Origin of the sequence: Bacillus sp. 105MF (assembly GCF_000374885.1) — a bacterium.
In the GTDB taxonomy this organism is placed as follows: Bacteria; Bacillota; Bacilli; order Bacillales; family Bacillaceae_G; genus Bacillus_A; species Bacillus_A pseudomycoides.
Map to the genome: position 1 here is coordinate 24,394 of NZ_KB895591.1, position 24,771 is coordinate 49,164.

Here is a 24,771-nt window from a genome sequence, read left to right on the forward strand (position 1 = left end):
TACCTGTTCATGTAAAAATCACCAACTGTTAGACATAGTATTTTACACATTAGTTCTTCTATGCACGTCGAATTGCATTTTTTATTTTGTTTTAGGCATTTATTACTTCTTTTTTCACGTCAGACAAACCTTTTAATAAATTTTCGGCGATTGTTAACCATTTTGATGTCTCTAATCCATTCGTTTTCATAACAATTTTCAAACGAGAACCTTCCATACCAAGACCAATCATACGACCAAAACTATTACCAAGCATAAATAATTTTCCACCATCAATATTTTGGCTTGATTGCTCTGAGAATAAAAACGTCACTTCAAATTTTGTTTGCTTAATTAGCTCAATCTGTTCTTTCGTTGCTAATACTTTAATATTTGCAATTTGTAATAAATATCCAACTTCTTGCGGATAATCTCCAAAACGATCAATCATTTCTTCTTGTAATTCCTCAATATCTTCTATCGCAGAGACACCTCTAAATTGTTTATACATCATAATTTTTTGTTTACTATCTGAAATATAAGCGTCTGGCAAGTAAGCATCCACTTCTAAATCAATTTCAACATCAATCGTATTTTCAATTCCTTGTGTTCCTTGACGTTGTTCAATCGCATCTTTTAACATTTGAGAATATAGATCAAATCCGACAGAATCGATGAATCCATGCTGCTCAGCCCCTAACAAGTTACCAGCACCACGAATGGATAAATCTCGCATTGCAATTTTAAATCCTGATCCAAGTTCTGTGAATTCTTTAATTGCTTGTAAACGCTTCTCAGCGACTTCTGACAACACTTTATCACGCTTATATGCAAAGTATGCATAAGCAACACGGTTTGAACGACCAACGCGCCCACGAAGCTGATAAAGCTGTGATAATCCCATACGATCTGCATCAAATACAATTAATGTATTTACATTAGGAATATCAACACCTGTTTCAATAATCGTTGTACTTACAAGAACATCATGCTGCCCATCTAAAAATGATAGCATGACAGACTCTAGTTCACTCTCGTTCATTTTCCCATGTGCATACGTCACACGCGCCTCTGGGACTAACATGGAGATTTCATCTGCTTTTCTTTCAATATCTTCAACACGGTTATACAAGAAATAAATTTGACCGCCCCTTGCAAGTTCCCGTTCTATCGCCTCTCGAATTAACCCTGGATTATACTCAACCACATATGTTTGTACCGGGAAACGATTTTCTGGTGGCGTCTCAATAACAGATAAATCTCGTACACCGAGCATAGACATATGGAGCGTACGCGGAATTGGCGTTGCCGTTAATGTTAATACATCAACATTCGCTTTCAATTGTTTAATCTTTTCTTTATGCGTAACACCAAATCTTTGTTCTTCATCGATAATTAGTAAGCCTAAATCTTTATAGGTTACATCTTTAGATAAAATGCGATGTGTTCCAATAACAATATCAACTGTCCCATCTTTTAAACCTTTAATTGTTTCATTTTGTTGTTTTCTAGTACGGAATCTACTTAACAATCCAATATTAATTGGGTAGTCTTGAAAACGTTCTCGAATCGTTTCATAGTGTTGTTGTGCAAGAATCGTTGTCGGTACTAAAATTGCAACTTGCTTTTCATCCATAATTGCTTTAAACGCTGCACGAATTGCAACTTCCGTTTTACCATATCCAACATCACCACATAGAAGTCGATCCATCGGACGCCCACGTTCCATATCTTTCTTAATTTCTTCAATAGAACGCAACTGATCTTCTGTCTCCTGGTACGGGAAAGATGATTCAAATTCCTGCTGCTCTGCAGTGTCCGGCGTATACGCATATCCCTTTGAAGCCTCACGCTCTGCATACAATTTAATTAAGTCATCTGCAATATCTTGTACAGATTTTTCCACCTTCGTTTTGACCTTTTTCCAATCGTTTCCGCCTAGTTTGTAAACTTTCGGATTCTTACCTTCTGATCCTACATACTTTTGTACTTGATCAATTTGTTCGATTGGCACATATAACTTATCATTACCTTGATATTTAATGTTCAAATAATCTTTATGGACACCATTAATTTCTAACGTTTCAATTCCTAAAAATTTACCGATACCATGATTTACATGAACAACATAGTCGTCAACTTTTAACTCTGAATAACTTTTAATACGCTCTGCATTCGATAGTTTTTGCTTACGTTGTGATTTTTTCACTTTTTTATGGAACAGTTCTTTTTCTGTAATCACAACAAGCTTTTGTATTGGCATTTCAAATCCTGCATGTAAATCACCTACAGCAATTTGAAGGCGACCAGGAAGCAATATATCTGTAGATTCTATAATGTCTGCTTCAATATCATAATCACTTAAAATATATTGTAATTTTTTTGCGCGTTCTTCATCTGTTCCTAATACAACAGTCGTGAAGTCCCCTTCAGTCCATCTATCAATTTCTGTTTTTAACAATTGCATTTGCCCATGAAAGTCCTGCATTGTTTTACACGTTACATTAACAATATTTTGCGGGTGCGTATGTGCAATATGGCGTAAAAATAATGTTAAATATACAAAGTTTCTCTTTTTATGGTGTAGAAATTCTTCAAATTGGTGTGAGAACACCAAATCTTGAATAATTGCCCCTTCACTTAGAAGCGATGTATACCATTCTGCTTCTTCTGTCTCAAGATGTGATGCCGTTTCTTGAATACGCGAAATTTCATCTAAGATAACGACACCATTCTCAGGTAAATAGTCTATTAGACTAGCATGTTCTTTGTAAAAAATAGATAAATATTTAAACATTTGCTCTATAGTCTGTCCGTTTTTCAATATTTCTATCTCGTGACTAACTGTTTCAAGTACTGCTGTCTTGATTTTATCATCAGAGAGCTTCTGCATCGTCTTCATTAAACCTTCCTCAAGACGCTCCACTCCTAATTTCAGTTCATCTTTTGAAAATAAAAATTCTGTCGCAGGACCGAATTTCACGCTTTCTCTTTTATCTTGAGAGCGTTGTTCTTCTACATCAAATGAGCGGATAGAATCTACTTCCGTATCAAAGAACTCTATACGAAACGGTAATTCTTCAGTTAACGGATAAATATCCAGTATACCCCCGCGCAAACTAAATTCTCCAGGTGCCTCTACCATTGACTTACGTTCATATCCAATATGATGCAATGTATGAAGCAATACATCTAAATCAATCTCTTGCCCTAGACTAATTTCGATTTGCTTTTGCTTCCATAATTCTTTTATTGGTAAAAATCTACGTAATCCAGCAACTGGAACAACAATAATGCCCTGCTCGCCCATCGCTAAACGATTTAATACTTCAATACGCTGCGCTTTCAGTTCTGGGCTTGCAACCCCTATTTCTGACGCAATTAATTCATTAACCGGATATAACCATACATCCTGCTCACCAAGTAGTGATACTAAATCCTCATATACTTTTTGCGCTTGAAATAAGTTGTGTGTAACAACAAGTTGTGACTGCTTTGTTTTTTTATATAAAGCAGCCATTAATAAAGAACGAGAAGAAGTTGCCATACCTGATACAAGCTGTTCTTTCAATCCTTCTTCTAGTCCATTAATAATGGATTGTATTTCTTTATTTTTATAAAATTGCTCTAATAACCCTATCATTTTCAAAACTCCTCTCAACATAAAGAGCAAGTTAATATATTTTTATGCAAATATTTTGGAAAAAGAAAACAGAAAAATGCTTTGGACACGCCAAAGCGACAACATTTTATTGCAAAAATTTTTCATACTCATAATACTCCGGATAAGATGAGAGCGTTTCTTGGCACGACTCACAGATTGTTTTTATATATATATTTCCATTTTCATGAAAATGAATCATATCCAATCGTTCTTGCTCTGTTAGTTGAAATAAAACTTTGTTGTATACCTTTTCTGCGGTAATGGAACCTACGTTACAACCACAATGTCTACAGTAATAATGTCCTTCCATACTATCCTCCTAAGTGTACAATTACTACTAGTATGGATAAAAACATTATAAAATATTCCAATTCAGAACATTAACCGTTAAAAGTATTCATAATTTGAAGAAATGGTTTCTTCAACCACTCTTCACATGCGTCCGTAGCTTTTTCAATAGATTGATTTACCTCTGGTAGTTCTTCTGCTGTGAAACGCCCCAATACATAATCCACAACTTTTATGCCATTTTTTGGACGATCAATCCCCATACGAATACGTTGGAACTCTTGCGTTCCTAAATGAGAAATTGTCGATTTCACACCGTTATGACCGCCTGCACTACCTTTCATACGAAGACGCAATTTACCCACTGGAATATCTAAATCGTCATACATGACAACAAAATCTTCTACATCAATTTTATAGTAATCCATAAGTGGACGAATGCTTTCTCCAGATAAATTCATATACGTAAGCGGCTTTAATAAAATTACTTTTTCACCATTAACAAAACCTGAACCATACATGCCTTTAAACTTTTGTTCACTTAAAGAAATGCCCCATCGTTTCGCAAGCTCATCAATTCCCATAAATCCGATATTATGCCTTGTTAATTCATATTCTCTACCCGGGTTCCCAAGTCCTACTATTAATTTCACTCTTGTACCACTACTTTCTTTTTACGATACGAAAAGACGTAACCAAATTTGGTTACGTCTCATTCTATCCAATTAATTGAATAATACACTCACTGATTCTTCTTCATAAACACGAATGATCGCTTCTCCGATTAATGGAGCAACAGAAAGCTCGTGTACTTTATCAATTTTCTTCTCTTCCGGTAATACAATAGAGTTTGTTACAACTAACTCTTTAATATTTGAGTTTTGGATACGCTCAATTGCTGGACCAGATAAAACTGGGTGTGTACAGCAAGCATATACTTCAGAAGCACCGTTCTCAACAAGAGCGTTTGCTGCTAATGTAATTGTACCAGCTGTATCAATGATGTCATCAATTAAGATTGCTGTCTTACCTTCGATGTTACCGATGATATTCATAACTTCCGACACATTCGGACGTGGGCGACGTTTATCAATAATAGCAATTGGCGCTTTTAGGCGGTCTGCCATTTTTCTTGCACGTGTTACACCACCGTGGTCAGGAGATACGATTACGATATCTTTAAGACCTTTTGTCTCAAAGTAATCAGAAAGAATCGGTACACCCATTAAGTGGTCGATTGGGATATCAAAGAACCCTTGAATTTGTGGAGCATGTAAATCTAGAGTGATTACACGAGTTGCACCTGCTGTTTCAAGTAAGTTTGCTACAAGTTTCGATGTAATTGGTTCACGAGAACGCGCTTTACGGTCTTGACGCGCATAACCATAATAAGGAATAACGATATTAATTGTTTTTGCAGATGCACGTTTTAATGCATCAATCATAATAAGTAATTCCATGATATGTTCATTTACTGGGAAGCTTGTAGATTGAATAATGAATACATCGCAACCACGAATACTTTCTTCAATGTTAATTTGAACTTCTCCATCACTAAAACGGTCAACAGAACATTTCCCTAACCCTACTCCAATATGCTTTGCAATTTGCTCAGCAAGTTCCTTATTAGAGTTTAAAGAGAATACTTTCAAATTAGAATTTAGATATTGAGTCGACATCTAGATTAACCCTCCACATTATGATTTTTTCTTATTCAGCAATTGATCAACATAGTCTTCTTTGTTAACTTGACGTGCACGTGCAATTGATAATGCTTTTGATGGAACACTCTCTGTAATTGTAGAGCCTGCCGCAACATAAGCACCATCTTCAACTGTTACAGGAGCAACAAGGTTTGAATTACAACCAATAAATACGCCGTTTCCAATAACTGTTTTAAATTTATTCTTGCCATCATAGTTCACCGTAATTGAACCACAACCAAGATTCACGTCTTCTCCAACTTGTGCATCCCCGATATAACTTAAGTGTGAAGCTTTACTTCTATTACCAAAAACAGTCTTTTTGATTTCCACGAAGTTTCCAACGCGTACTTCGTCACCAATAACTGAATCTGGACGGATATGTGCAAATGGACCGACTGAAACTTCCATACCAATCTTACTGTCATGTACAGTAGATTGACGAATTGTCGTACGATCTCCAATTTCACTATCACGTACTACTGTATGTGGACCAATTTCACAATCAGAACCAATTACAGTTTTGCCTTCAATAACTGTTCCCGGATAAAGAACTGTATCACTACCAATGATTGCATCAGCAGAAATGTATGTGTTATTTGGATCAATAATTGTAACACCATTTACCATGTTCTTTTGGTTAATACGCTTTTTCATAATAATTTCCGCTTGCGATAGAGCGACTCTGTCATTAACACCTAATGTTTCATCGAAATGCTCTGTTTGATAAGCTGATACAATATGACCTTCACTTTTCAAAATCTCAATAACATCTGGAAGGTAATATTCACCTTGAACATTATCGTTTGAAACTTTAGAAAGTGAAGCAAATAGTGCCTTATTATCAAAACAATACGTACCTGTATTAATTTCTTTAATAGCTCGCTCTACTTCATTTGCATCTTTATGCTCAACGATTTTTTCAACATGACCACTTTCATTACGAACAATGCGTCCATATCCAGCAGGCTCTTCTATGTACGCTGTTAACACCGTCGCTTTCGCTCCTGCTTCTTCATGATGCTTTAACAATGCTTCCATTGTTCCTGCAGTTATAAGGGGCGTATCACCACAAATAACTAAAGTTGTTCCCTCTTCATTTGCAAGTACATCGGCAGCTTGATCAACAGCATGTGCTGTACCAAGTTGTTCTGCTTGCAATGCAAACTCACTTACGTTCCCTAGTTGTTCTTGTACTTTTTCAGCACCATGTCCAACTACCGTTACAAGTTTCTGCAATCCTAATTGAGATACTTGATCAACTACATGCTGTACCATTGGTTTTCCGCATACAGGATGAAGCACTTTGTATAGCTTGGACTTCATACGTGTGCCTTTACCTGCAGCTAAAATCACTGCAAATCTGTTTGACATATAGACCCTCCATCGCAACCTATTTATCCATTAAAGATATTATCCTAAATCATTATATATTTCAAGAAACACAGCATAACTATTAAATTTTACCATACTTCTTATAAGATGTTTTATTCTTTAATATCTTTTTTTAGGAAATGAGATATACTATTTCGAATGATTTTAAAGAAATTAGAAGTTTACATATAACGAGGACAATAAAGTGAGGCTTTAATTAGCGGAAAATTTCATTCAAAATAAATACTTTATAAGTACAAAACCGTTCTTTTTAGGCGGGAGAGAGCGCCCGGCCTCGCACAGAAGCGGTCAGGGCTTTTTTGCCTCCATGCCAAGGGAAGACAAAAGGAGATAACGAGTTCAGATCTTCTTTTATTTTCATAGCCGGAACTTAGGTGCCAATAAATCAAAATGGATTTACAAATTAAAAAACAAACCCCTGTAAGGGTTTACAGGAGTTTGTTACAAAATTATAGAGCTCCTTTATTAGAGCCCTTTTTATTCGAATTTTACGAAGCTCCCGCTTCTTCAAACTCAACTTCTTCTAACTCGCCTAAACGGTGATACTCAGCTAAAACCGCATCTTGAATTTTTGAGCGTGTGTTAGAATTAATTGGATGCGCAATATCACGGAACTCCCCATCTGGAGTACGTTTACTTGGCATTGCTACAAATAATCCATTATTGCCATCAATTACACGAATATCATGAACAACAAACTCATGGTCTAATGTAATAGAGGCAATCGCTCTCATACGGCCTTCTGTGTTTACGCGGCGTAATCTTACGTCAGTCACTTCCATCTTGTGTTCACCACCCTTTTCTAAATAAGCGATATGTTTGTATAAATTCCACAAATTTTCTATTTTCCCTTTAATTTTTTAAAAATTTTTAAGATAAAAATTTTTATTTTAACGGAATATAAGAATTAATGGACGTTATCGCTTACAAATTTTCATTTTACAAGGGCAATAACTTCAATTTCGATGGAAACATCTTTCGGTAATTTTGCAACTTGTACACAAGAACGAGCTGGTTTATGTGCAGAAAAATATGTTCCATATACTTCGTTTACATCATTAAAATCATCCATATCTTTTAAAAATACAGTTGTTTTTACAACCGTATCAAATGATGCTCCTGCCTCTTCTAACACAGCTTGTAAATTTCGAAATACTTGTTCGGTTTGTATTTTCACATCACCTGTTACAAGTTCTCCACCTGCCGTTAATGGCATTTGTCCTGAGCTATAAAACATGTTATTTACGATAATTCCTTGTGAATATGGACCAATCGCTTGTGGTGCTTGATTTGTTTGAACTACTTTCATATTTTCTCACCCTTTTATTATTTTATTTTCCTTAAATAAAAACTCCTAGAAAACTTTCTTCCCATATAAACTCAGTTCATCCTATCTAAAATAATTAGGATACCCTGTGCTAGCGGGCGGTAAGACTTTCACAATACAAGAAAAGACTTAACGCCCACTAGCACTTTCATTTACAAAAAAAGATAAAGCTTCTGCTTTACCTTTTTATTCAGCTTCTACAAGCCCTTCGTCAAATGGCACAAGTGAATAATTCCCTTTTTCCACTTGAATTGTTTTCTCTTTAATATCTACTTCTGATAAGCGGATTAAAGAAACAAAGTTATTAATAAGTCTTTCTTCAATATCTGTCGATTCTACTAATACGCCGATTCCAACAACATTGGCATTAAACTCTTCTAGCATGCTAATCATGCCTTGAATTGTTCCTCCAGCCTTCATAAAATCATCAACGATTAAAACATTGGCACCTTCCGGAAGACTACGTTTTGCTAAAGTCATTGTTTGAATACGCTTAGATGAACCTGATACATAGTTAATACTAACTGTTGGTCCTTCTGTTACCTTATTATCTTTTCTTGCAATTACCACAGGTACATCTAAATAATTCGCTACCGCATATGCAAGCGGAATCCCTTTTGTTGCTACCGTCATAACCGCATCAATCGGCTGCCTCGCAAATACAGAAGCAAATAGGCGACCTGCCCCGTTGATATAGCGTGGATTACTCAAAAGATCCGTCATATATAAGTATCCACCTGGAAGAATACGATCTGGATTCTCAAATAAGCCACAAAGCTCATTAATGATCAGATTTGCTTCCTCTTCACTTATATATGGAATATATTTCACTCCTCCTGCTGCCCCTGGTATCGTTTGCAATGTGCCGACCCCTTGTTGTTCAAACGTTTGCTTAATAATAACTAAATCTTCACTAATGGAAGACTTAGCTGATTGATACCGTTCAGCAAAAAAAGTGAGAGAAACTAACTGACGAGGATTTTGCAATAAATAGTAAGTCATATCAACTAGTCTTGTACTCCGTCTAATTTTCACATTCTCACCCCAAATCACGAATATTCTAAACAAATCATAACTTATTATACGTCTTTATTCAAGCGTTTCTCGCTCTCCTAATAGACGGACTGCGTATACTTGTTCACAAAATCCTTTTAAACCATTATAAATACGGTGCATACGCGAATCATGATGCACAAGCCCAAACACAGTTGGACCACTGCCACTCATTAAAACTGCATCTGCGCCAAAGCGCTTCATCTGTGCTTTAATACGTGCAACTTCAGGATGCATCGCAAATGTCACATCTTCTAATACATTTCCAACTGCATTGCATATTCCTTTATAGTCACCTTGATTGATAACTTCAACCATTTTATCTACGTCTGGATGTGTAACACGATTTAATTGTAAATTTCCATATACGTCAGCAGTAGATACACCGATATGAGGCTTCGCTAAAATAACCCAACAAGAAGGAGGTGTCTTTATATGCTCAACCTTTTCTCCTCTTCCTGTCGCAATCGCTGTTCCGCCATATACACAAAAGGATACGTCAGATCCAATTTCTGCTCCAAGTTCCGCTAATTCACCTATTGTAAGACCTAAATTCCATAGCTTATTAAGACCACGTAATGTAGCAGCCGCATCACTGCTTCCACCTGCTAATCCTGCTGCTACTGGAATTGTTTTTTCAATAGCAATAGATACACCTTGTTTTACCTTAAATTTCTCTTTTAATAATTTCGCTGCTTGATAAGCTAAATTACGCTGGTCGTCTGGGACATACCGATTATGGGATACAATTTCAATACGGTCTTCTGATAACTCCGTTAACTCTAAACGATCTGCTAAATCGATTGTTGTCATAATCATTTTCACTTCATGATAACCGTCTTGTCTTTTCCCTAGTACATCTAACGACAGATTAATCTTTGCTGGTGCTTTCACTAGTAGCTTCAATCTATTCACCCACTCTATGTACTCAATCTTTTATCGTTTATTTTACCATAAATTTATAGTAAGACGATGACACTTCCCTAATTATAACGAAAAGCATTCAGAATGAAACTACTTATGCAAAATGATGATACCTTTTGGCGTGCAAAAAGCCGAGGAATTTCTCCTCGGCTACCGTAGCATAGAAGTTATTTTGCAACTACTGGTTTTGTTTCATTAATTGCTGCTGTGCAATTTCAATAGCACGTTTCACCATATTACCAGCATCTTTCGCACGAATTCCGCCCCATCCTTCTTTCTGAACAACATCATAAAATCCAAGCTCTTTTGCAAGCTCTTCTTTAAACTGATTTGACATGACTCCTCTTCGTCTACTCAATGCAGGTCCCTCCTTATTTTGCTACGGTATAATTAGTATGCAAAAAAATGTCTTTTTTATTTATGGGAATATATGTAACAAATTAGACAATTACCCTAAAATAACCTCGTTCTGAGGATCATCATAAAACGTTAATTCCACCGTTTCTGTTAAAACATCTGCATAGCTATAGGAAACACGCTGCAATGTATCTTCTTGTTGATCTAACTGTACAACAAAAACAGAACGATAAGTTTCTGCTAGTACGCCTGATTGCTCCACTGTTTTTCTTCTTCCACTATTCGCCTTTAACATAAGGCGCTTCCCAAGATGATGATCTAATTCACTTTTAATTTCATCTAAACGTTTTGACATATACTTTGCTACACCTCGCTGTAATTTAGAGTGAATACATAAATACATGATATATCTATCCCAATCATTGCCTATACATAACAAGCAATATCTTCGCAAGAACCTAATGCGTTCGAATAGATAGAAGAATTACTATATTGTAAAAGTATTATTGTATAGTCTGTACGTTCTTATCTTTTTTTATCCAAGCACCTACAAATCCTTGTTTATGGTACATCTTTCACCAAACAAACTGATACTTTTCCCATAAGAAAAACAAGGTACATATATACCTTGCTTACTCTTCATAATATTGAAAAGGTAATCCTGTTCGTAAAAGTCCTCGGGTCTCAATACCACCAAGGCCTTTTTGCCCAGTAATAGTATTTCGAACAACATCCCATACATTTACGCGTTCCATAAATGAAGTAAAACTAATCTTCCCCACTACATATACTGGATCCAATGCATGAATATTAATACGCGATGGTGAACTAGCAAAATTAGCACCAGCTCGAATTAATGCTTCAAAATGGGACTGACATGCCCCTGCAAAAATAACAAGTTGATCTAAAGAAGGGTATTTTTTTCGTACTTCCCGAACGGCCTGTACAAAGTGCCGAGAATGACGATAAGCTGCTAAGTCTCCCATAACTCCTTTAGATTTTGTATATGCATCATGACCTGTAATGACCAAAATGTCTGGACGAAAATGATCGATTAAATCAACTACCTTTTCATGCATTTCTGTTTCTTTACAATGTACCCCTTGAACTGGAACACCTATCTTTGTATATAAATCTAAACATTTCCGTAAATATAATGGGTCTCCATCTATATGCAAAACCCTACCTGGCATTTGAAAATAATTGACTTCACTCGTATATCCTCCTGTAGAATTATGCTCGTGACGTTGCTTCATCAAAACATAGTCTTGTTGAAATAGGCGATATGTTCGCTCCATCGTTTCCTTCTCACGCTTTTCCCTTTTCTTATACTCTCTCTGATCAATGCTAATTAAATCTTCAAGCGGTGCATCTGCCACAAGTCTGACTTCTTCTCCAAATAATATTGCAATTTCACCTTTTATTTCTGTAATGCGAAAAAGAATGTCTCGGTTATAAGACTGTCGTTCCACTAAATCTCCAACATGTACAGCCATTATCCTACCTCCAAATTCATTAGGCCATCTCACTAACCATGTTCTGTTTTTAACGTATGAATTTAGAGTGAAAAGGGTGACAAAAAGGACAGCTCGAATTGAGCTGTCCTTTTATTGTTTATCCCGCTATTTGCGACCAGTAAGATCCCCACCTCAAAATTCAGCGAAAGTAAAGAAGTTAGGTAGGGGATTAACTGCCCATAAAAGCCCGATTGGTTCAACTAATAATCAGTGGGGGATTAAAGTTTCACTTTATGAGAGACTAATGCATTACTCAGTGCTGCAAATTCTTCGATTGATAATGTTTCGCCTCTTCGCTTTGGATCAATGCCTACTTCCGTTAAAATACGATCTAATAACTCTTTATCTTTCGGGAAACCATTTAGATTATTTGATAAGTTATTCATCAACGTTTTACGACGTTGTGCAAAGCTTGCTCGTACTACTTCGAAGAAAAACTTCTCATCTTTCACTTCAACAATTGGTTTTGGACGTTTTAAAAGACGAATAACTGCGGAATCTACATTTGGTTGTGGGACAAATACGGTGCGCGGAACAGTCATAACTGTTTCTACCTCCGTATAATATTGAATTGCAATAGATAGAGAACCGTAGTCTTTCGTTCCGGGTTTAGCCGCTAAGCGATCTCCCACTTCTTTTTGCATCATAACAACAAACCCACGAACTGGTAATTGTTCTTCTAGCAATTTAAATAAAATTGGTGTTGTAACGTAGTATGGTAAATTTGCTACTACCATTACGTCTTGTCCTTTTTCGAACTGCTCTCCGAATACTTCATGTACATCTGCTTTTAAAATATCTTTATTAATTACAGTTACGTTGCTATAAGGAGCTAATGTTTCATCTAGAATTGGTAATAGTCGTTGATCGATTTCAAAAGCGACTACTTTCTTAGCACGTTTTGCTAACTGCTCCGTTAACGCTCCAATACCAGGACCAATTTCAATTGCTCCGCTCTCTGGGCCGATTTCTGCATAATCCACAATACGATTTAATACGTTTGTATCAATTAAGAAATTTTGACCTAAACTCTTTTTGAATGAAAACCCGTACTTTTCAACAATGTCTTTCGTACGATTCGGTGTTGCGATATCCTTCATTTCTTTTCCTCCTGTAATACTTGTTTATATGCTTCCGCAAATGCTTCTTTTGAAACTTGAAACATTTGTAAACGTTTATGTAGCTGCTTCGCATTTGTATAACCAATCTTTAATAGTTTACCCATTTTTTCTCTACGACTTTTTGCCTGTTCTCCGCCTACTAGTCCAGCATCTACTAAGTCACTCCAACTAATTTCGCTCGTATAGGCTTCCATTTCTTCGTGAACATTTTCTAAAGCACGGCGAATGGATTCATTGGAAGCATGTTCAATTCCGACTCCTTTTTTTCTCTTGGCAAGTGCCTCTTCTTTCGGTAAGAAAGCATGCTTACAACCCGGAACCTTCTCAGAAATAATTTTCCGAATACGCTCTCCCGGGTAATCAGGATCCGTCAAAATAATAACGCCTCGTTTTTGCTGTGCCAATTTTACTTGCTCAATGACATGTTCACCGATTGCTGAACCGTTCGTTTCAATTGTATCTGCATCAACAGCACGCTTAATTGCAACTGTATCATCTTTACCTTCTACAACGATAATCTCTTTAATTTTCATGACTGCCTCCACACTGATTTCGTCTCTACTTAGTAAAACAAAAAAACGAATACTTTTCCATTATTATTTTCCCACTGATACAATTTAAAAAGCAGAGGAGAAAAAATCCTCTGCCTACTCTTCTTATTGTAACACTTTAACCTCACTTGTTTTCTTCCCTACAAATATATCCGTTAGTTAGCTAGCTTGTATTGCCTTCTGGGTATTGTTGGTGTCTCTTCATTGGGAGGTAACAATAGAGGCAGGATAAAAGAAAAAGAATGGAATTCACCATTCTTTCTTATTCAACACCAAATAAAGCTTTTGCATTTTCTGTAGTTACCTTTGCGACCTCTTCGTATGAAATACCTTTTAAGTTAGCAATTTCTTCTGCCACAAGTTTCACATAACTTGGCTCATTTCGTTTACCACGAAATGGATGTGGCGTTAAGTATGGACAATCCGTTTCTATTAGCAGCCTTTCCATTGGAATTTCCATTGCAACTTCTTTCGGTTTCTTTGCATTTTTGAAAGTTACTGGCCCACCCAATGAAATTAAAAAATTCATATCAATACATTGTTTTGCCACCTCTACACTACCACTAAAGCAATGCATAATGCCGCCTACTTCAGCTGCATTTTCTTCTTCTAGAATATCTACAATATCTTGCGTTGCATCACGGTTATGTATAATAATAGGCAATTTCACTTTCTTTGCTAACTGAATTTGTTTACGAAATACTTCTTTCTGTACTTCCTTCGGAGACTTGTCCCAATGATAGTCCAACCCCATTTCACCAAGAGCAACTACTTTTGGGTGTGCAGCTAACTCTTCTAACCAAACTAAATGTCCTTCTGTCATATCAATGGCATCAACGGGATGCCAACCAACCGCTGCATAAATAAAGTCATACGTTTCTGCGAGCTCAATTGCTTTTTTTATTGTTACCTCATCAAAACCAACAACAACTGTATACGAAACCCTAGCTTCTTTCATTCTTGCAATAACTTCCTGTAAATCTTCTTCAAATTGCTCTGCATTTAAATGTGAATGTGTATCAAACAACATAACAAATAACTCCTTTTATTTGAAATAAATTCTATCATAGTAAAAAATCTCTTCCCTAAAAACGTAATAACAGTAGTACAATCTTAATACAAAAAAGGAATTTTTAAAAAGATTCCTAACAAGAAAAAAAGATGCTCCACGAATGTTACACGTGAAACATCTCTTATTTTGTCAAGATTACTTGATTTTTGTACCATTTGATAAATTTTGATCAATTGTTGCTAAAGACAATACTCCGTTTTCTTCGCCTGCTAAAATCATACCTTGTGATAATTCACCACGTAATTTCACTGGTTTTAAATTTGTTACACAAATAACTTTTTTCCCTTTTAATTCTTCTGGTGTGTAAAATTTAGCAATTCCAGAAACAACTTGTCGCTTTTCTGTGCCTAAATCAAGTTGAATCTTTAACAGTTTGTCTGCTTTTTTTACAGGCTCTGCTTCTATTACTTCCGCTACACGCAATTCAACTTTAAAGAAATCATCAATTGTAATTTCTTCTGCCTTCGGTTCCTCTTCCTTTTTCTCTTCTACTTTAGGAGCAGAACCTTTCATTTGTTCTTTGATATATTCAACTTCAACTTCTACCTCTAAGCGTGGGAAAATTGGTTGTCCTTTGACTACCTTCGTGCTAGCTGGAATACAACCAATCGTAGAAAGGCTATCCCAAGATTGATAAGCTTCATCAGTAAGGCCAAGTTGTGTAAAGATTTTACTTGGTGTTGCTGTCAAGAATGGCATAAGCATAATACCCATTTGGCGAAGCATTTCTGCAAGGTGTGCCATTACGGACGCAAGTTTATCACGATCATTCTCATCTTTCGCTAATACCCAAGGTTGTGTTTCATCAATATATTTATTAGTACGGCTAACCAGTTGCCAAATAGAACTCAATGCTACTGAAAACTCCATGTTTTCCATTGCTTCCTCTACTTTTTTCAATGTATCCTGTGCAAACGTTACTAATGTTTCATCAAACTCAGTTACATTTTCTTTAAAAGCAGGAATTTCTCCATTAAAGTACTTATCAATCATCGCTACTGTACGATTTAATAAGTTTCCTAAGTCATTTGCAAGGTCAAAATTAATTCGCTCAACAAAACCTTCTGGCGTAAATACACCGTCTGATCCAAATGGAACCTCACGAAGTAAATAGTAACGCAGTGCATCCAATCCATAACGATCAATTAACGTAACTGGATCAACTACATTACCTTTTGATTTACTCATTTTTCCGTCTTTCATTAAGATCCAACCATGAGCAAATACCTTTTTCGGCAGTGGTAAATCTAGTGCCATTAAAATAATCGGCCAATAAATTGTATGGAAACGAACAATTTCTTTTCCTACTAAGTGAACATCTGCTGGCCAATACTTTTTATATTTCTCTTCATTACCTGTTCCATATCCTAGTGCTGTAATGTAATTAGATAATGCATCTACCCATACGTAAATAACGTGTTTGGGGTTACCTGGCACACGAATTCCCCAGTCAAAAGAAGTACGAGAAACTGCTAAATCTTCTAGACCTGGTTTAATGAAGTTATTAATCATTTCATTTTTACGAGATTCAGGTTGAATGAAGTGTGGATTTTCTTCATAAAATTGTAGTAGTCGATCTACATATTTACCCATTCTAAAGAAGTAAGATTCTTCGCGAACAAGTTCTACAGCATGGCCACTATCTGGACTTTTTCCTCCGACTACTTTATCGTCTTCCATAATCGGATCAACAAGTTGATGTTCTGTGTAGAATGTTTCATCCTGTACAGAATACCATCCTTCATATTCATCAAGATAAATATCACCTTGATCAACAAGTTGTTTAAAAATCTTTTCAACAACTTCTTTATGACGATCTTCGGTTGTCCGAATAAAGTCATCGTAAGAAATGTCCATTTTCTCCCACAATTCTTTAATTCCTGCTACAATGTTATCAACATATGCTTGTGGTGTAACTTGTAGTTCTTCTGCTTTCTTTTGAATCTTTTGTCCATGCTCATCAGTACCTGTTAAATAATGAACATCATATCCTTGCATGCGCTTGTAGCGTGCCATTGCATCTCCTGCTACCGTTGTATAAGCATGTCCAATATGAAGCTTTCCGCTTGGATAATAAATTGGAGTAGTGATATAAAAGGTCTTATTTTCCTCTGTCATTGTTTTGAACCTCCCAAATGACCTCATATGTATTTATAAACAGTATATCAAAAACTGACGCATAAAAACGAATTAATGCTCGATTATCTTTATCATCTATTACTCATATTCAAAAAAAATATACAGTAATTTATCTGAAATATTGATAAAATTTAAAAATACAGTAAAATACTTGTGTAATTCTTTCATTTTCTATTATATATAAGAAGTATAAAAATCTACAATTCTTTCATAAAATATAAAATTTATGAATTGACGGAAATGTAAATGATTGGTATCATATGTTCATAGGGTATTTTGTCGAAAAATGACGAATTAAAATATAGACTCGCAAACTTACAGAATATGAGGAGGATAACGAATATGAAATCTACTGGTATCGTTCGTAAAGTTGATGAATTAGGCCGTGTTGTAATTCCGATTGAATTACGTCGTACATTAGGTATTGCTGAAAAGGATGCTCTTGAAATTTACGTTGATGACGAAAAAATCATCCTAAAAAAATATAAGCCTAACATGACTTGCCAAGTAACTGGTGAAGTGTCTGATGGTAACCTTTCTTTAGCTGAAGGTAAAATTATCTTAAGCAAAGAAGGCGCTGAACAGATCTTAAACGAACTTCAACAATATATTCAAGCAGTAAAATAAGCTTCTCAATTATGAGAAGCTTATTTTTTATCAACATGATAGATTTGATAGACGTCTCGTTTCGACAAATCTCGATCTTTGGCCGCCTTTTTAATTGCATCCTTTGAAGACATTCCTTGCTCGTTTATGTAATGTTCGATATGATCGTATACTGATATAGCTTCCCACCACTGTTCCTCTGAAGCAGCTTCCTCTTTTGACCCGGATACTAATATACAAAATTCACCACGAACCTCATTTTGCTTTGTCCATTCAATCGCTTCTTCTACCGAACCACGAATAAATTCTTCAAATTTTTTCGTTAGTTCTCGGCACAATACAATTTCTCTATTTCCAAGTACTTCTTTCATAGAAATTAGTGTATCATCTAACCGATGCGGCGCTTCATAGAACATCATCGTAGTTGGAACATAACGAAGCTTTTCTAATTCCGCCTTACGTTCTTTTTTATTTCTGTGCAAAAATCCGTAAAAATAAAAATGTCTCGTTTCTAACCCTGATGCAATTAGCGCTGTAAGAGCAGCATTTGCCCCTGGAAGTGGAATAACATGATATTGTTTCTCTACAGCTTCTACAACAATGTCGTAGCCTGGATCAGAAATACAAGGCATACCTGCATCACTTACAAGAGCTACTGTTTTTCCATCTTCTAGCTTATCTAAAATTTTCTGTCCACTTACTTCCTTATTATGCTCATGATAACTCATAACTGGTGTTTCAATTTCAAAATAGTTACAAAGCTTTTTCGTCTGCCGCGTATCTTCAGCAGCAATGATATCAGCCTCTTTCAATATCCGAATCGAACGAAACGTCATATCTTCTAAATTACCAATCGGCGTTGGGACTAAATATAAGGCTCCCTTTTCATTTGCTTGAAAACTTTTTTGCTGCCACATAGTGTTCTCCTTTTTGCATATATTCTTCTTTTTCTTTTCGCTTTAACTGTTTAAAATGATATTCAGCTTGCATCGCTGTAGTTTTATCTCCATGAACCTCTACGTATTTTAAAACAACAGGAAGCCTAGCACGAGTATAACGTGCTCCCTTCCCACTATTATGAGTTTGAATTCGTTTCTCTAAATTATTTGTATACCCTGCATAATAACTCCTATCTGAACATTCTACTACATAAAAATAATGTTTATTCTTCTCCATATAAGATTGAACGAAGCTCCTTTGTATACTCATTATTTTCCTCATATACAAAAAGGGGTGGCAAAATTTTCAAATCTGCATTTCCATCTTTAATTCCTTCTATTAGTAGCGTATTTGCTTCTTTACCCGCCTTTGGATATACAAACTGCACACGTTTTGGTTCAATCTTATACTTTCTCATTAGTGTTACAATATCAAGTAATCGACCTGGACGATGAACAAATGCTACCTTACCACCTTGCTTTACAAGCTGACTACTAGCATATACGACATCCTCTAATGTACACATAATTTCATGACGAGCTATAGCTAAATGCTCGTTAATGTTTTTCTCAGATGCCTTTGGCGTTTGAAAATACGGCGGATTACATGTTACAACATCGTATTGATGACGCCCAAGCTGCTCTGGCATATCCTTTAAGTCTCCATGAATTAACTGGATTCTTTCTTCTAACTTGTTATACTGGATGCTTCTTACTCCCATATCATACAAGCGTTCTTGAATTTCTACCCCTGTAATATTCCCTTTCGTTCTCGTGCTTAACAAAAGCGGAATAACAGCATTTCCTGTACATAAATCAAGCAAATTTCCCTTTTGAATCGGAACCCATGCAAAATTCGCAAGTAACACTGCGTCTAAAGAAAAATTAAACACAGATGGACTTTGAATAATTTCCATTTCTTCCGCTAGTAAATAATCTAAACGTTCATCTTCATATAAGTGCATATACGATTTCCTTTCTTATACTTAGCCTACCCTATTTGAACGTAAAACTAAGACCTATTTCATCTTATCTTTACTCTCATGTATAAAAAATTACCTTTCCAATATATTGGAAAGGTAATTTCATTTTTTATTTAAAAATGACAGACAGAATAAACAATCCCCTTCTTTACGTACACTTCCATAATGTAAATTACAGATATGGAAACCTTCTTGATATAGGCGTGCTAGGTTATCGTAGCCTTCACCAATATCCGTTTTAGGCTTCATTTCTTTTCGTTTTTGAGTTTTTTGTTTTTCCTTATTCTGTATTTCTTCAAAACGACGTCGCAAATTTTCATTTTCCATTTTAATATGTTGGTTTTCTTCAAGTAACTCTGCAAGATGTTGCTTTAATTCTCCCAACTGCTTATATAAATGTCCAATTTGCTCTTCCATACTGGAAACCGCTGCAAAAATATCCTTTTTCTCCACAAGCACCCACCTCATTAATCTGTGGTTTGACTCGAAACGACCCCTTCATTAATTAATTCATCTAACGTATATTCTACTATCCGTTCCTTGTCTACTAATTCCACTTGAATTAATCTTTCTAAAATATTTAATCCGATAACGCGTCCAAGACCATGCGGTGTTTGTATACGTTGATCTAAATCAGGAAGTTGCTCTTTTGCCGCTTCATACTCGTCATTCTCATATTTTAAGCAACACATTAATCGGCCACATAAGCCAGAAATTTTCGCAGGATTTAATGATAAATTTTGATCCTTTGCCATTTTAATGGATACAGGTTCAAAATCACCTAAAAATGTAGAACAACAAAGCATACGGCCGCATGGACCAATACCACCAAGCATTTTTGCTTCATCGCGAACACCAATTTGTCTTAGCTCAATTCTTGTCCGAAAAATTGCAGCTAAGTCTTTTACAAGTTCACGAAAGTCAATACGACCATCCGCTGTAAAATAGAAAATAATCTTATTACGATCAAACGTATATTCTACGTCTACAAGCTTCATATCAAGTTTATGTTCCCCTACCTTTTGTTGACAAACTTGATATGCTTCTTTTGCAGCATGTTTGTTCTCTTCAACAATTGTCCGATCATTTTCATTTGCAATGCGAATGACTTTCTTTAGCGGTAGTACCACATCATTTTCATCAACTTGCTTTTTTGTAATAACTACTTTCCCATATTCAATACCTCGTACAGTTTCCACGATCACAAATTCATTTTCCGAGATATCGAATTGATTCGGGTCAAAGTAATACACTTTTCCGGCCTTCTTAAAGCGAACACCTACTACATCATACAAAACGGTCATCCCTCCTGCAACCGCAACACTAACTGTTCGAACACAAGCTGCGCATTTACATTAGCGTTGATTCTATTTTTTGCTTCTAATATATTAAAAAGAGCTGATACAATGCGCTTCTGAGCGTAAGAGAAAGAATGAAACATCTCCTTTTGATCTTGAAAGATAAGACGATCTTCCTCTCCTAATTGAACATATAATAAATCCCTATAAATAAGGAGTAAAATATCTAAACCTTGTTGTAATTGTTCCTTCTCTCCAAAGTGTTTCCCCCACTTTTCTTGTACAAAAAAAAGAGAGGTTGTATCTTTTTCGAGCGCTTCACATAATTTTATCACTAAAGCTCGTGCTTGTGCAAACCATTCATCATTACACAGTAATAACGCTTCCTCAAAACTATTCGTAAGCTGTGCAGCAAGGGTAGATAAAGAAACTGCAATTCCATCCCCCTGCAGTCTCTCAATTAAAGATTCTGTAGACAAAGGTCTAAATGTCACAACTTGGCAACGAGATAAAATAGTATTTAAAATTTGATGACTTTGTTCAGTAAGTAAAATAGCTGTTGTATTGCTGCTTGGTTCTTCTAAAAATTTTAATAAGGTATTAGCAGCATTTGCTGTCATTCGATTTGCATGCTCAATAATATATACCTTTTTATTTGCCTCTAAACCCGTTTTTGAAAACTCTTCCTGTAAATCATGAATTTGTTGTTTTTTAATAGATAACCCATCTGGTCTTACAATATGTAAATTAGGATGGTTACCTGAATCAATCCGGCGGCAATTCGTACATGTATGACACGGCTCTACACCGTTTCTTTGTTTACAAAGAAAACTTTTTGCCATTTGAATTGCCGTTTCATATTTTCCAGTTCCTTTTGCACCTTCTAACAAATAAGCGTGGGATATACGCCCTTTTGCAATACTATTCATCAACATCTTTACACCAATGGGCTGTATAGCAGAAAGCTGCTCCCACGTCCTCGTCATAATGCATACCTCACTTGTTTTATACTTTCCTTCTATTATAACAATTTATCTTCTATAAGCTGAATAACTTCTTCCACAATCTTTTCTATTGGCTGATCTGCGTTCACAACGACTATGCGATCTAAGAAGCGATCTACAACCTGTAAATAACCATCACGTACGCACTTATGGAATTCAATACTTTCCATATCTAAACGATTCACTTCACGATTAGCATCCTTTTCGATGCGATCTAAGCCTGCTTCAGGTTCAATATCTAGATAGATTGTCAAATTAGGCATACAATCTTCAGTCGCAAACCGATTAATTTCAAATACCTTATCAATCCCTAGACCTCTTGCATAACCTTGATAAGCAAGAGAGCTGTCAATAAAGCGATCACATAATACAAGATAGTTTTTCTCCAAAGCTGGCATAACTTTTTCTACTAAATGTTGTCTGCGTGCTGCAGCATATAATAATGCCTCCGTACGTGCTTCCATCATCGTATACTCTTGGTTATGTAAGATTGCTCGGATCTCTTCTGAAATCGCTATACCACCTGGTTCTCGCGTTGCTATGACTTTTTGTTCTTTCTTTTCAAAGTACGGTAATAACTTTGTAATTAATGTCGATTTACCTGAACCCTCTGGTCCTTCAATTGTTACAAATAATCCCTTCATCCTAAAACCTACTTTCTTCCTATATCATACACATTCATATATTTTACATTCCCTTGAAAACGAGCACCCGTTTCTTCTAAATAAGAAATTTGTTCGATGTGTTCTGTCGTAATTTCTTCTCCATACATCAGTAATGGAATACCCGGTGGATACGGAATAACCATATCCGCTGCAATCATCCCCGCAGCTTCTTGTAAAGGTACAATTTTTTTCTTATACTTTCCTAATTGCTTATAAGTAAATGGTAAAGAAGAGAATCCCTCTCTGTAAGTATACCGAATAGATGGTATCTTGTCTGTTACCGTATAATTACGTAATGCTGACCGTATTACTTCTATGGCCTTCATATACTGCTCATTCACTTGTAATGGTAAAATAAATAGAACATTATATGGATCTGCCATTTCTGCGTATATACCTATCTTTTCAAATATAGATTGTAATTCATATCCAGACAGCTCACAGCGTGTTTGTACCGTAACTTTTAACTCATCCTGCAAAGGATACTGTAAAACAGCAATTTGTGGAATACCCTGCAATTCCTCCCTAAATCGCCTCACAAACTCCACGATTTTATGACAGCCCTTCTCCTTCATATTTGCTAATGTAAACCGAGCCACATCTAATGAAGCCATAATCGGATAAGACGGACTGCTAGATTGTAACATATTTAAATAAGAAGAAACTTTTTCTTCATGTACTAAATTACTATTGATATGTAAATAAGACCCCATAGTCATAGCGGGTAATGTTTTATGCGCTGAGTGTACAACTATATCAGCACCGTATTCTAATGCTGACTTAGGAAATGGCTCTCCTATACAAAAATGAGCTCCATGTGCCTCATCTACTAAAACAGGAATTTTATGTGCGTGTGCGCACATAATACTTTTCTTTAAGTCAACTCCCATACCATAATAATTGGGATGTGTTAAAATCAATGCCTTTGCTTCTGGATATCGTTCAATAGCTCCTTTAATGACCTCATGCTCAACTCCAACTGGTATACCATACAATTCATCAATCCAAGGCTCTAAAAATACTGGATTCGCTCCAGCTAACTTCAGGCCATTAATAATAGACTTGTGGCAATTTCTTTGTACAAGAACAATATCATGCTCCTTGCAGCATGATAAAATCATTGCCAAATTTCCAACTGTAGAACCATTAATTAAAAAATAACTCTTTTTTACATTATATACATCAGCCAATAATTGCTGTGCTTCATCTATACATTCAAACGGACTATGCAAATCATCTAATCCTGTTAATTCCGTTACATCAATAGAAAGCACATCAATAAAACCTGCTTGTGCCTGCTCCGGAAAATTCAAACCATTTTTATGTCCTGGAACATGTAAAGATAAAGGCTTTTTATTTTTAAACTGGAGTAACGTCTCATATAATGGTATTCGATTTTGATTCATGTTTATCTCTTCCTTACTTTTCATTCTCTATCTATTATACAGAGATATTAGGGCAAAAAAAATAATAGGCATGTGCGCCTATTTATGAATATGATATTTGGATCTTTCGCAGTTGTTCTAAATAGTATATATATTTAGGATCATTCGTTTCAGTTTCTACCATGTCCCGTTCACAAGCATCACATATAAAACTTGTGTGTACATGTATACCATCATCTTTCCTATTCCCACATACAATGCAAACCTCATGTTTTATTTTCATATCTTTATCCTAATCATTTTTCTCTAAATGAAAACGATGTAGGATATTCCTCCCCTCTATTTTGAATTAAAATATACTTACTTCTATTCCTTGACACTTTTCCGGAAAATATACATCGTTTCGTTATATATGTATGATATGAATCCTATTTGGGCAGTGTGTTTGTCACACACATGATGAAATTAAACTTTCTTCCACAGTACTTTTATTATCTTTTCACCTGAAAATATAAAAAAGCATGAGTCAATTGACTCATGCTTTAATTGCTTGGCGACGTCCTACTCTCACAGGGACAAGGTCCCAACTACCATCGGCGCTAGAGAGCTTAACTTCCGTGTTCGGTATGGGAACGGGTGTGACCTCTCTGCCATCATCACCAAACTATTGAAGGCATATTCCTTCAAAACTAGATAACATTTGCTTCATATTATATGGTTAAGTCCTCGATCTATTAGTATTCGTCAGCTCCACATGTCACCATGCTTCCACCTCGAACCTATCAACCTGATCATCTTTCAG

At 35.8% G+C, this 24,771-nt stretch carries 26 protein-coding genes and 2 rRNA genes; 1 reads left to right on the forward strand and 27 read right to left on the reverse strand.

Annotation, left to right across the window (positions count from 1 at the left end; genetic code table 11):
* Positions 1-91: 91 nt before the first annotated feature.
* The 16 genes from mfd to metG form a co-directional block, all read right to left on the reverse strand.
* The gene (mfd, locus tag C564_RS0125485; protein WP_018767326.1) at positions 92-3,622 is read right to left on the reverse strand and encodes a transcription-repair coupling factor; all 3,531 of its coding nucleotides are present in this window, start codon (positions 3,620-3,622) and stop codon (positions 92-94) included.
* Between the two features lie 106 nt (positions 3,623-3,728).
* The gene (locus C564_RS0125490) at positions 3,729-3,953 is read right to left on the reverse strand and encodes an anti-sigma-F factor Fin family protein (protein WP_003194238.1); all 225 of its coding nucleotides are present in this window, start codon (positions 3,951-3,953) and stop codon (positions 3,729-3,731) included.
* 70 nt (positions 3,954-4,023) lie between these two features.
* A complete protein-coding gene (gene pth / locus C564_RS0125495) occupies positions 4,024-4,584 on the reverse strand; it encodes an aminoacyl-tRNA hydrolase (RefSeq protein ID WP_018767327.1) in 561 nt (186 codons plus the stop codon).
* A gap of 72 nt (positions 4,585-4,656) precedes the next feature.
* Complete coding sequence (locus C564_RS0125500) at positions 4,657-5,610, reverse strand: ribose-phosphate diphosphokinase (protein ID WP_000107420.1); 954 nt, start codon at positions 5,608-5,610, stop codon at positions 4,657-4,659.
* 18 nt (positions 5,611-5,628) lie between these two features.
* Positions 5,629-7,008, reverse strand: coding sequence for a bifunctional UDP-N-acetylglucosamine diphosphorylase/glucosamine-1-phosphate N-acetyltransferase GlmU (gene glmU, locus C564_RS0125505; RefSeq protein ID WP_018767328.1), 1,380 nt, complete (start codon positions 7,006-7,008; stop codon positions 5,629-5,631).
* Positions 7,009-7,517: 509 nt separating this feature from the next.
* A complete protein-coding gene (spoVG, locus tag C564_RS0125510; RefSeq protein ID WP_002174553.1) occupies positions 7,518-7,811 on the reverse strand; it encodes a septation regulator SpoVG in 294 nt (97 codons plus the stop codon).
* 152 nt (positions 7,812-7,963) lie between these two features.
* A complete protein-coding gene (locus C564_RS0125515) occupies positions 7,964-8,338 on the reverse strand; it encodes a RidA family protein (RefSeq protein WP_018767329.1) in 375 nt (124 codons plus the stop codon).
* Between the two features lie 204 nt (positions 8,339-8,542).
* On the reverse strand, positions 8,543-9,391 hold the full coding sequence (gene purR / locus C564_RS0125520) for a pur operon repressor (RefSeq protein WP_018767330.1): 849 nt from the start codon (positions 9,389-9,391) through the stop codon (positions 8,543-8,545).
* Between the two features lie 54 nt (positions 9,392-9,445).
* Positions 9,446-10,315 carry a 4-(cytidine 5'-diphospho)-2-C-methyl-D-erythritol kinase gene (ispE, locus tag C564_RS0125525; protein WP_018767331.1) on the reverse strand — a complete coding sequence of 290 codons (870 nt, stop codon included), beginning with the start codon at positions 10,313-10,315 and terminating at the stop codon, positions 9,446-9,448.
* A gap of 196 nt (positions 10,316-10,511) precedes the next feature.
* Entirely contained in the window at positions 10,512-10,691 is a 180-nt protein-coding gene (sspF, locus tag C564_RS0125530; protein WP_016116903.1) for an acid-soluble spore protein SspF, read from the reverse strand.
* 90 nt (positions 10,692-10,781) lie between these two features.
* A complete protein-coding gene (gene veg / locus C564_RS0125535; protein ID WP_018767332.1) occupies positions 10,782-11,045 on the reverse strand; it encodes a biofilm formation stimulator Veg in 264 nt (87 codons plus the stop codon).
* A gap of 277 nt (positions 11,046-11,322) precedes the next feature.
* Positions 11,323-12,186: a sporulation peptidase YabG gene (gene yabG, locus C564_RS0125540; protein WP_003205440.1), complete on the reverse strand. Its 864-nt coding sequence runs from the start codon at positions 12,184-12,186 to the stop codon at positions 11,323-11,325.
* 239 nt (positions 12,187-12,425) lie between these two features.
* Positions 12,426-13,307 (reverse strand): 16S rRNA (adenine(1518)-N(6)/adenine(1519)-N(6))-dimethyltransferase RsmA, encoded by an 882-nt coding sequence (gene rsmA / locus C564_RS0125545; protein ID WP_016116901.1) that lies wholly within the window; start codon positions 13,305-13,307, stop codon positions 12,426-12,428.
* Positions 13,304-13,861, reverse strand: a complete 558-nt coding sequence (rnmV, locus tag C564_RS0125550) for a ribonuclease M5 (RefSeq protein ID WP_018767333.1) — start codon at positions 13,859-13,861, stop codon at positions 13,304-13,306. Before rnmV ends, rsmA begins: the two co-directional genes overlap by 4 nt.
* 280 nt (positions 13,862-14,141) lie before the next feature.
* On the reverse strand, positions 14,142-14,909 hold the full coding sequence (locus C564_RS0125555) for a TatD family hydrolase (RefSeq protein WP_018767334.1): 768 nt from the start codon (positions 14,907-14,909) through the stop codon (positions 14,142-14,144).
* Positions 14,910-15,086: 177 nt separating this feature from the next.
* Positions 15,087-17,069, reverse strand: coding sequence for a methionine--tRNA ligase (metG, locus tag C564_RS0125560; protein WP_018767335.1), 1,983 nt, complete (start codon positions 17,067-17,069; stop codon positions 15,087-15,089).
* A 363-nt stretch (positions 17,070-17,432) separates the two neighbouring features.
* Here metG and C564_RS0125565 point away from each other — a divergent pair, with 363 nt between their 5' ends.
* Positions 17,433-17,717 (forward strand): AbrB/MazE/SpoVT family DNA-binding domain-containing protein, encoded by a 285-nt coding sequence (locus C564_RS0125565; protein ID WP_003194210.1) that lies wholly within the window; start codon positions 17,433-17,435, stop codon positions 17,715-17,717.
* A 20-nt stretch (positions 17,718-17,737) separates the two neighbouring features.
* Here the strand turns inward: C564_RS0125565 and rsmI are convergent, their stop codons facing one another.
* From rsmI to C564_RS0125620, 11 genes are all read right to left on the reverse strand, one after another.
* Entirely contained in the window at positions 17,738-18,613 is an 876-nt protein-coding gene (gene rsmI / locus C564_RS0125570; RefSeq protein WP_018767336.1) for a 16S rRNA (cytidine(1402)-2'-O)-methyltransferase, read from the reverse strand.
* Positions 18,582-18,872 carry a GIY-YIG nuclease family protein gene (locus tag C564_RS0125575; RefSeq protein WP_018767337.1) on the reverse strand — a complete coding sequence of 97 codons (291 nt, stop codon included), beginning with the start codon at positions 18,870-18,872 and terminating at the stop codon, positions 18,582-18,584. Before C564_RS0125575 ends, rsmI begins: the two co-directional genes overlap by 32 nt.
* Positions 18,859-19,599, reverse strand: coding sequence for a tRNA1(Val) (adenine(37)-N6)-methyltransferase (locus C564_RS0125580; protein WP_018767338.1), 741 nt, complete (start codon positions 19,597-19,599; stop codon positions 18,859-18,861). Before C564_RS0125580 ends, C564_RS0125575 begins: the two co-directional genes overlap by 14 nt.
* 120 nt (positions 19,600-19,719) lie before the next feature.
* Entirely contained in the window at positions 19,720-20,070 is a 351-nt protein-coding gene (yabA, locus tag C564_RS0125585) for a DNA replication initiation control protein YabA (protein WP_016116893.1), read from the reverse strand.
* A 14-nt stretch (positions 20,071-20,084) separates the two neighbouring features.
* Positions 20,085-20,912, reverse strand: coding sequence for a PSP1 domain-containing protein (locus C564_RS0125590; protein ID WP_003194202.1), 828 nt, complete (start codon positions 20,910-20,912; stop codon positions 20,085-20,087).
* 5 nt (positions 20,913-20,917) lie between these two features.
* A complete protein-coding gene (gene holB, locus C564_RS0125595; RefSeq protein WP_018767339.1) occupies positions 20,918-21,901 on the reverse strand; it encodes a DNA polymerase III subunit delta' in 984 nt (327 codons plus the stop codon).
* Between the two features lie 35 nt (positions 21,902-21,936).
* Positions 21,937-22,563: a dTMP kinase gene (gene tmk / locus C564_RS0125600; RefSeq protein ID WP_018767340.1), complete on the reverse strand. Its 627-nt coding sequence runs from the start codon at positions 22,561-22,563 to the stop codon at positions 21,937-21,939.
* Positions 22,564-22,571: 8 nt separating this feature from the next.
* A complete protein-coding gene (locus C564_RS0125605) occupies positions 22,572-23,990 on the reverse strand; it encodes an aminotransferase class I/II-fold pyridoxal phosphate-dependent enzyme (protein ID WP_018767341.1) in 1,419 nt (472 codons plus the stop codon).
* A gap of 82 nt (positions 23,991-24,072) precedes the next feature.
* The gene (locus C564_RS35435; protein WP_016116889.1) at positions 24,073-24,252 is read right to left on the reverse strand and encodes a sigma factor G inhibitor Gin; all 180 of its coding nucleotides are present in this window, start codon (positions 24,250-24,252) and stop codon (positions 24,073-24,075) included.
* 265 nt (positions 24,253-24,517) lie between these two features.
* A 5S ribosomal RNA gene (gene rrf / locus C564_RS0125615) occupies positions 24,518-24,633 on the reverse strand.
* Positions 24,634-24,683: 50 nt separating this feature from the next.
* Positions 24,684-24,771: ribosomal RNA gene (locus tag C564_RS0125620) — 23S ribosomal RNA — on the reverse strand; the annotation flags it as partial.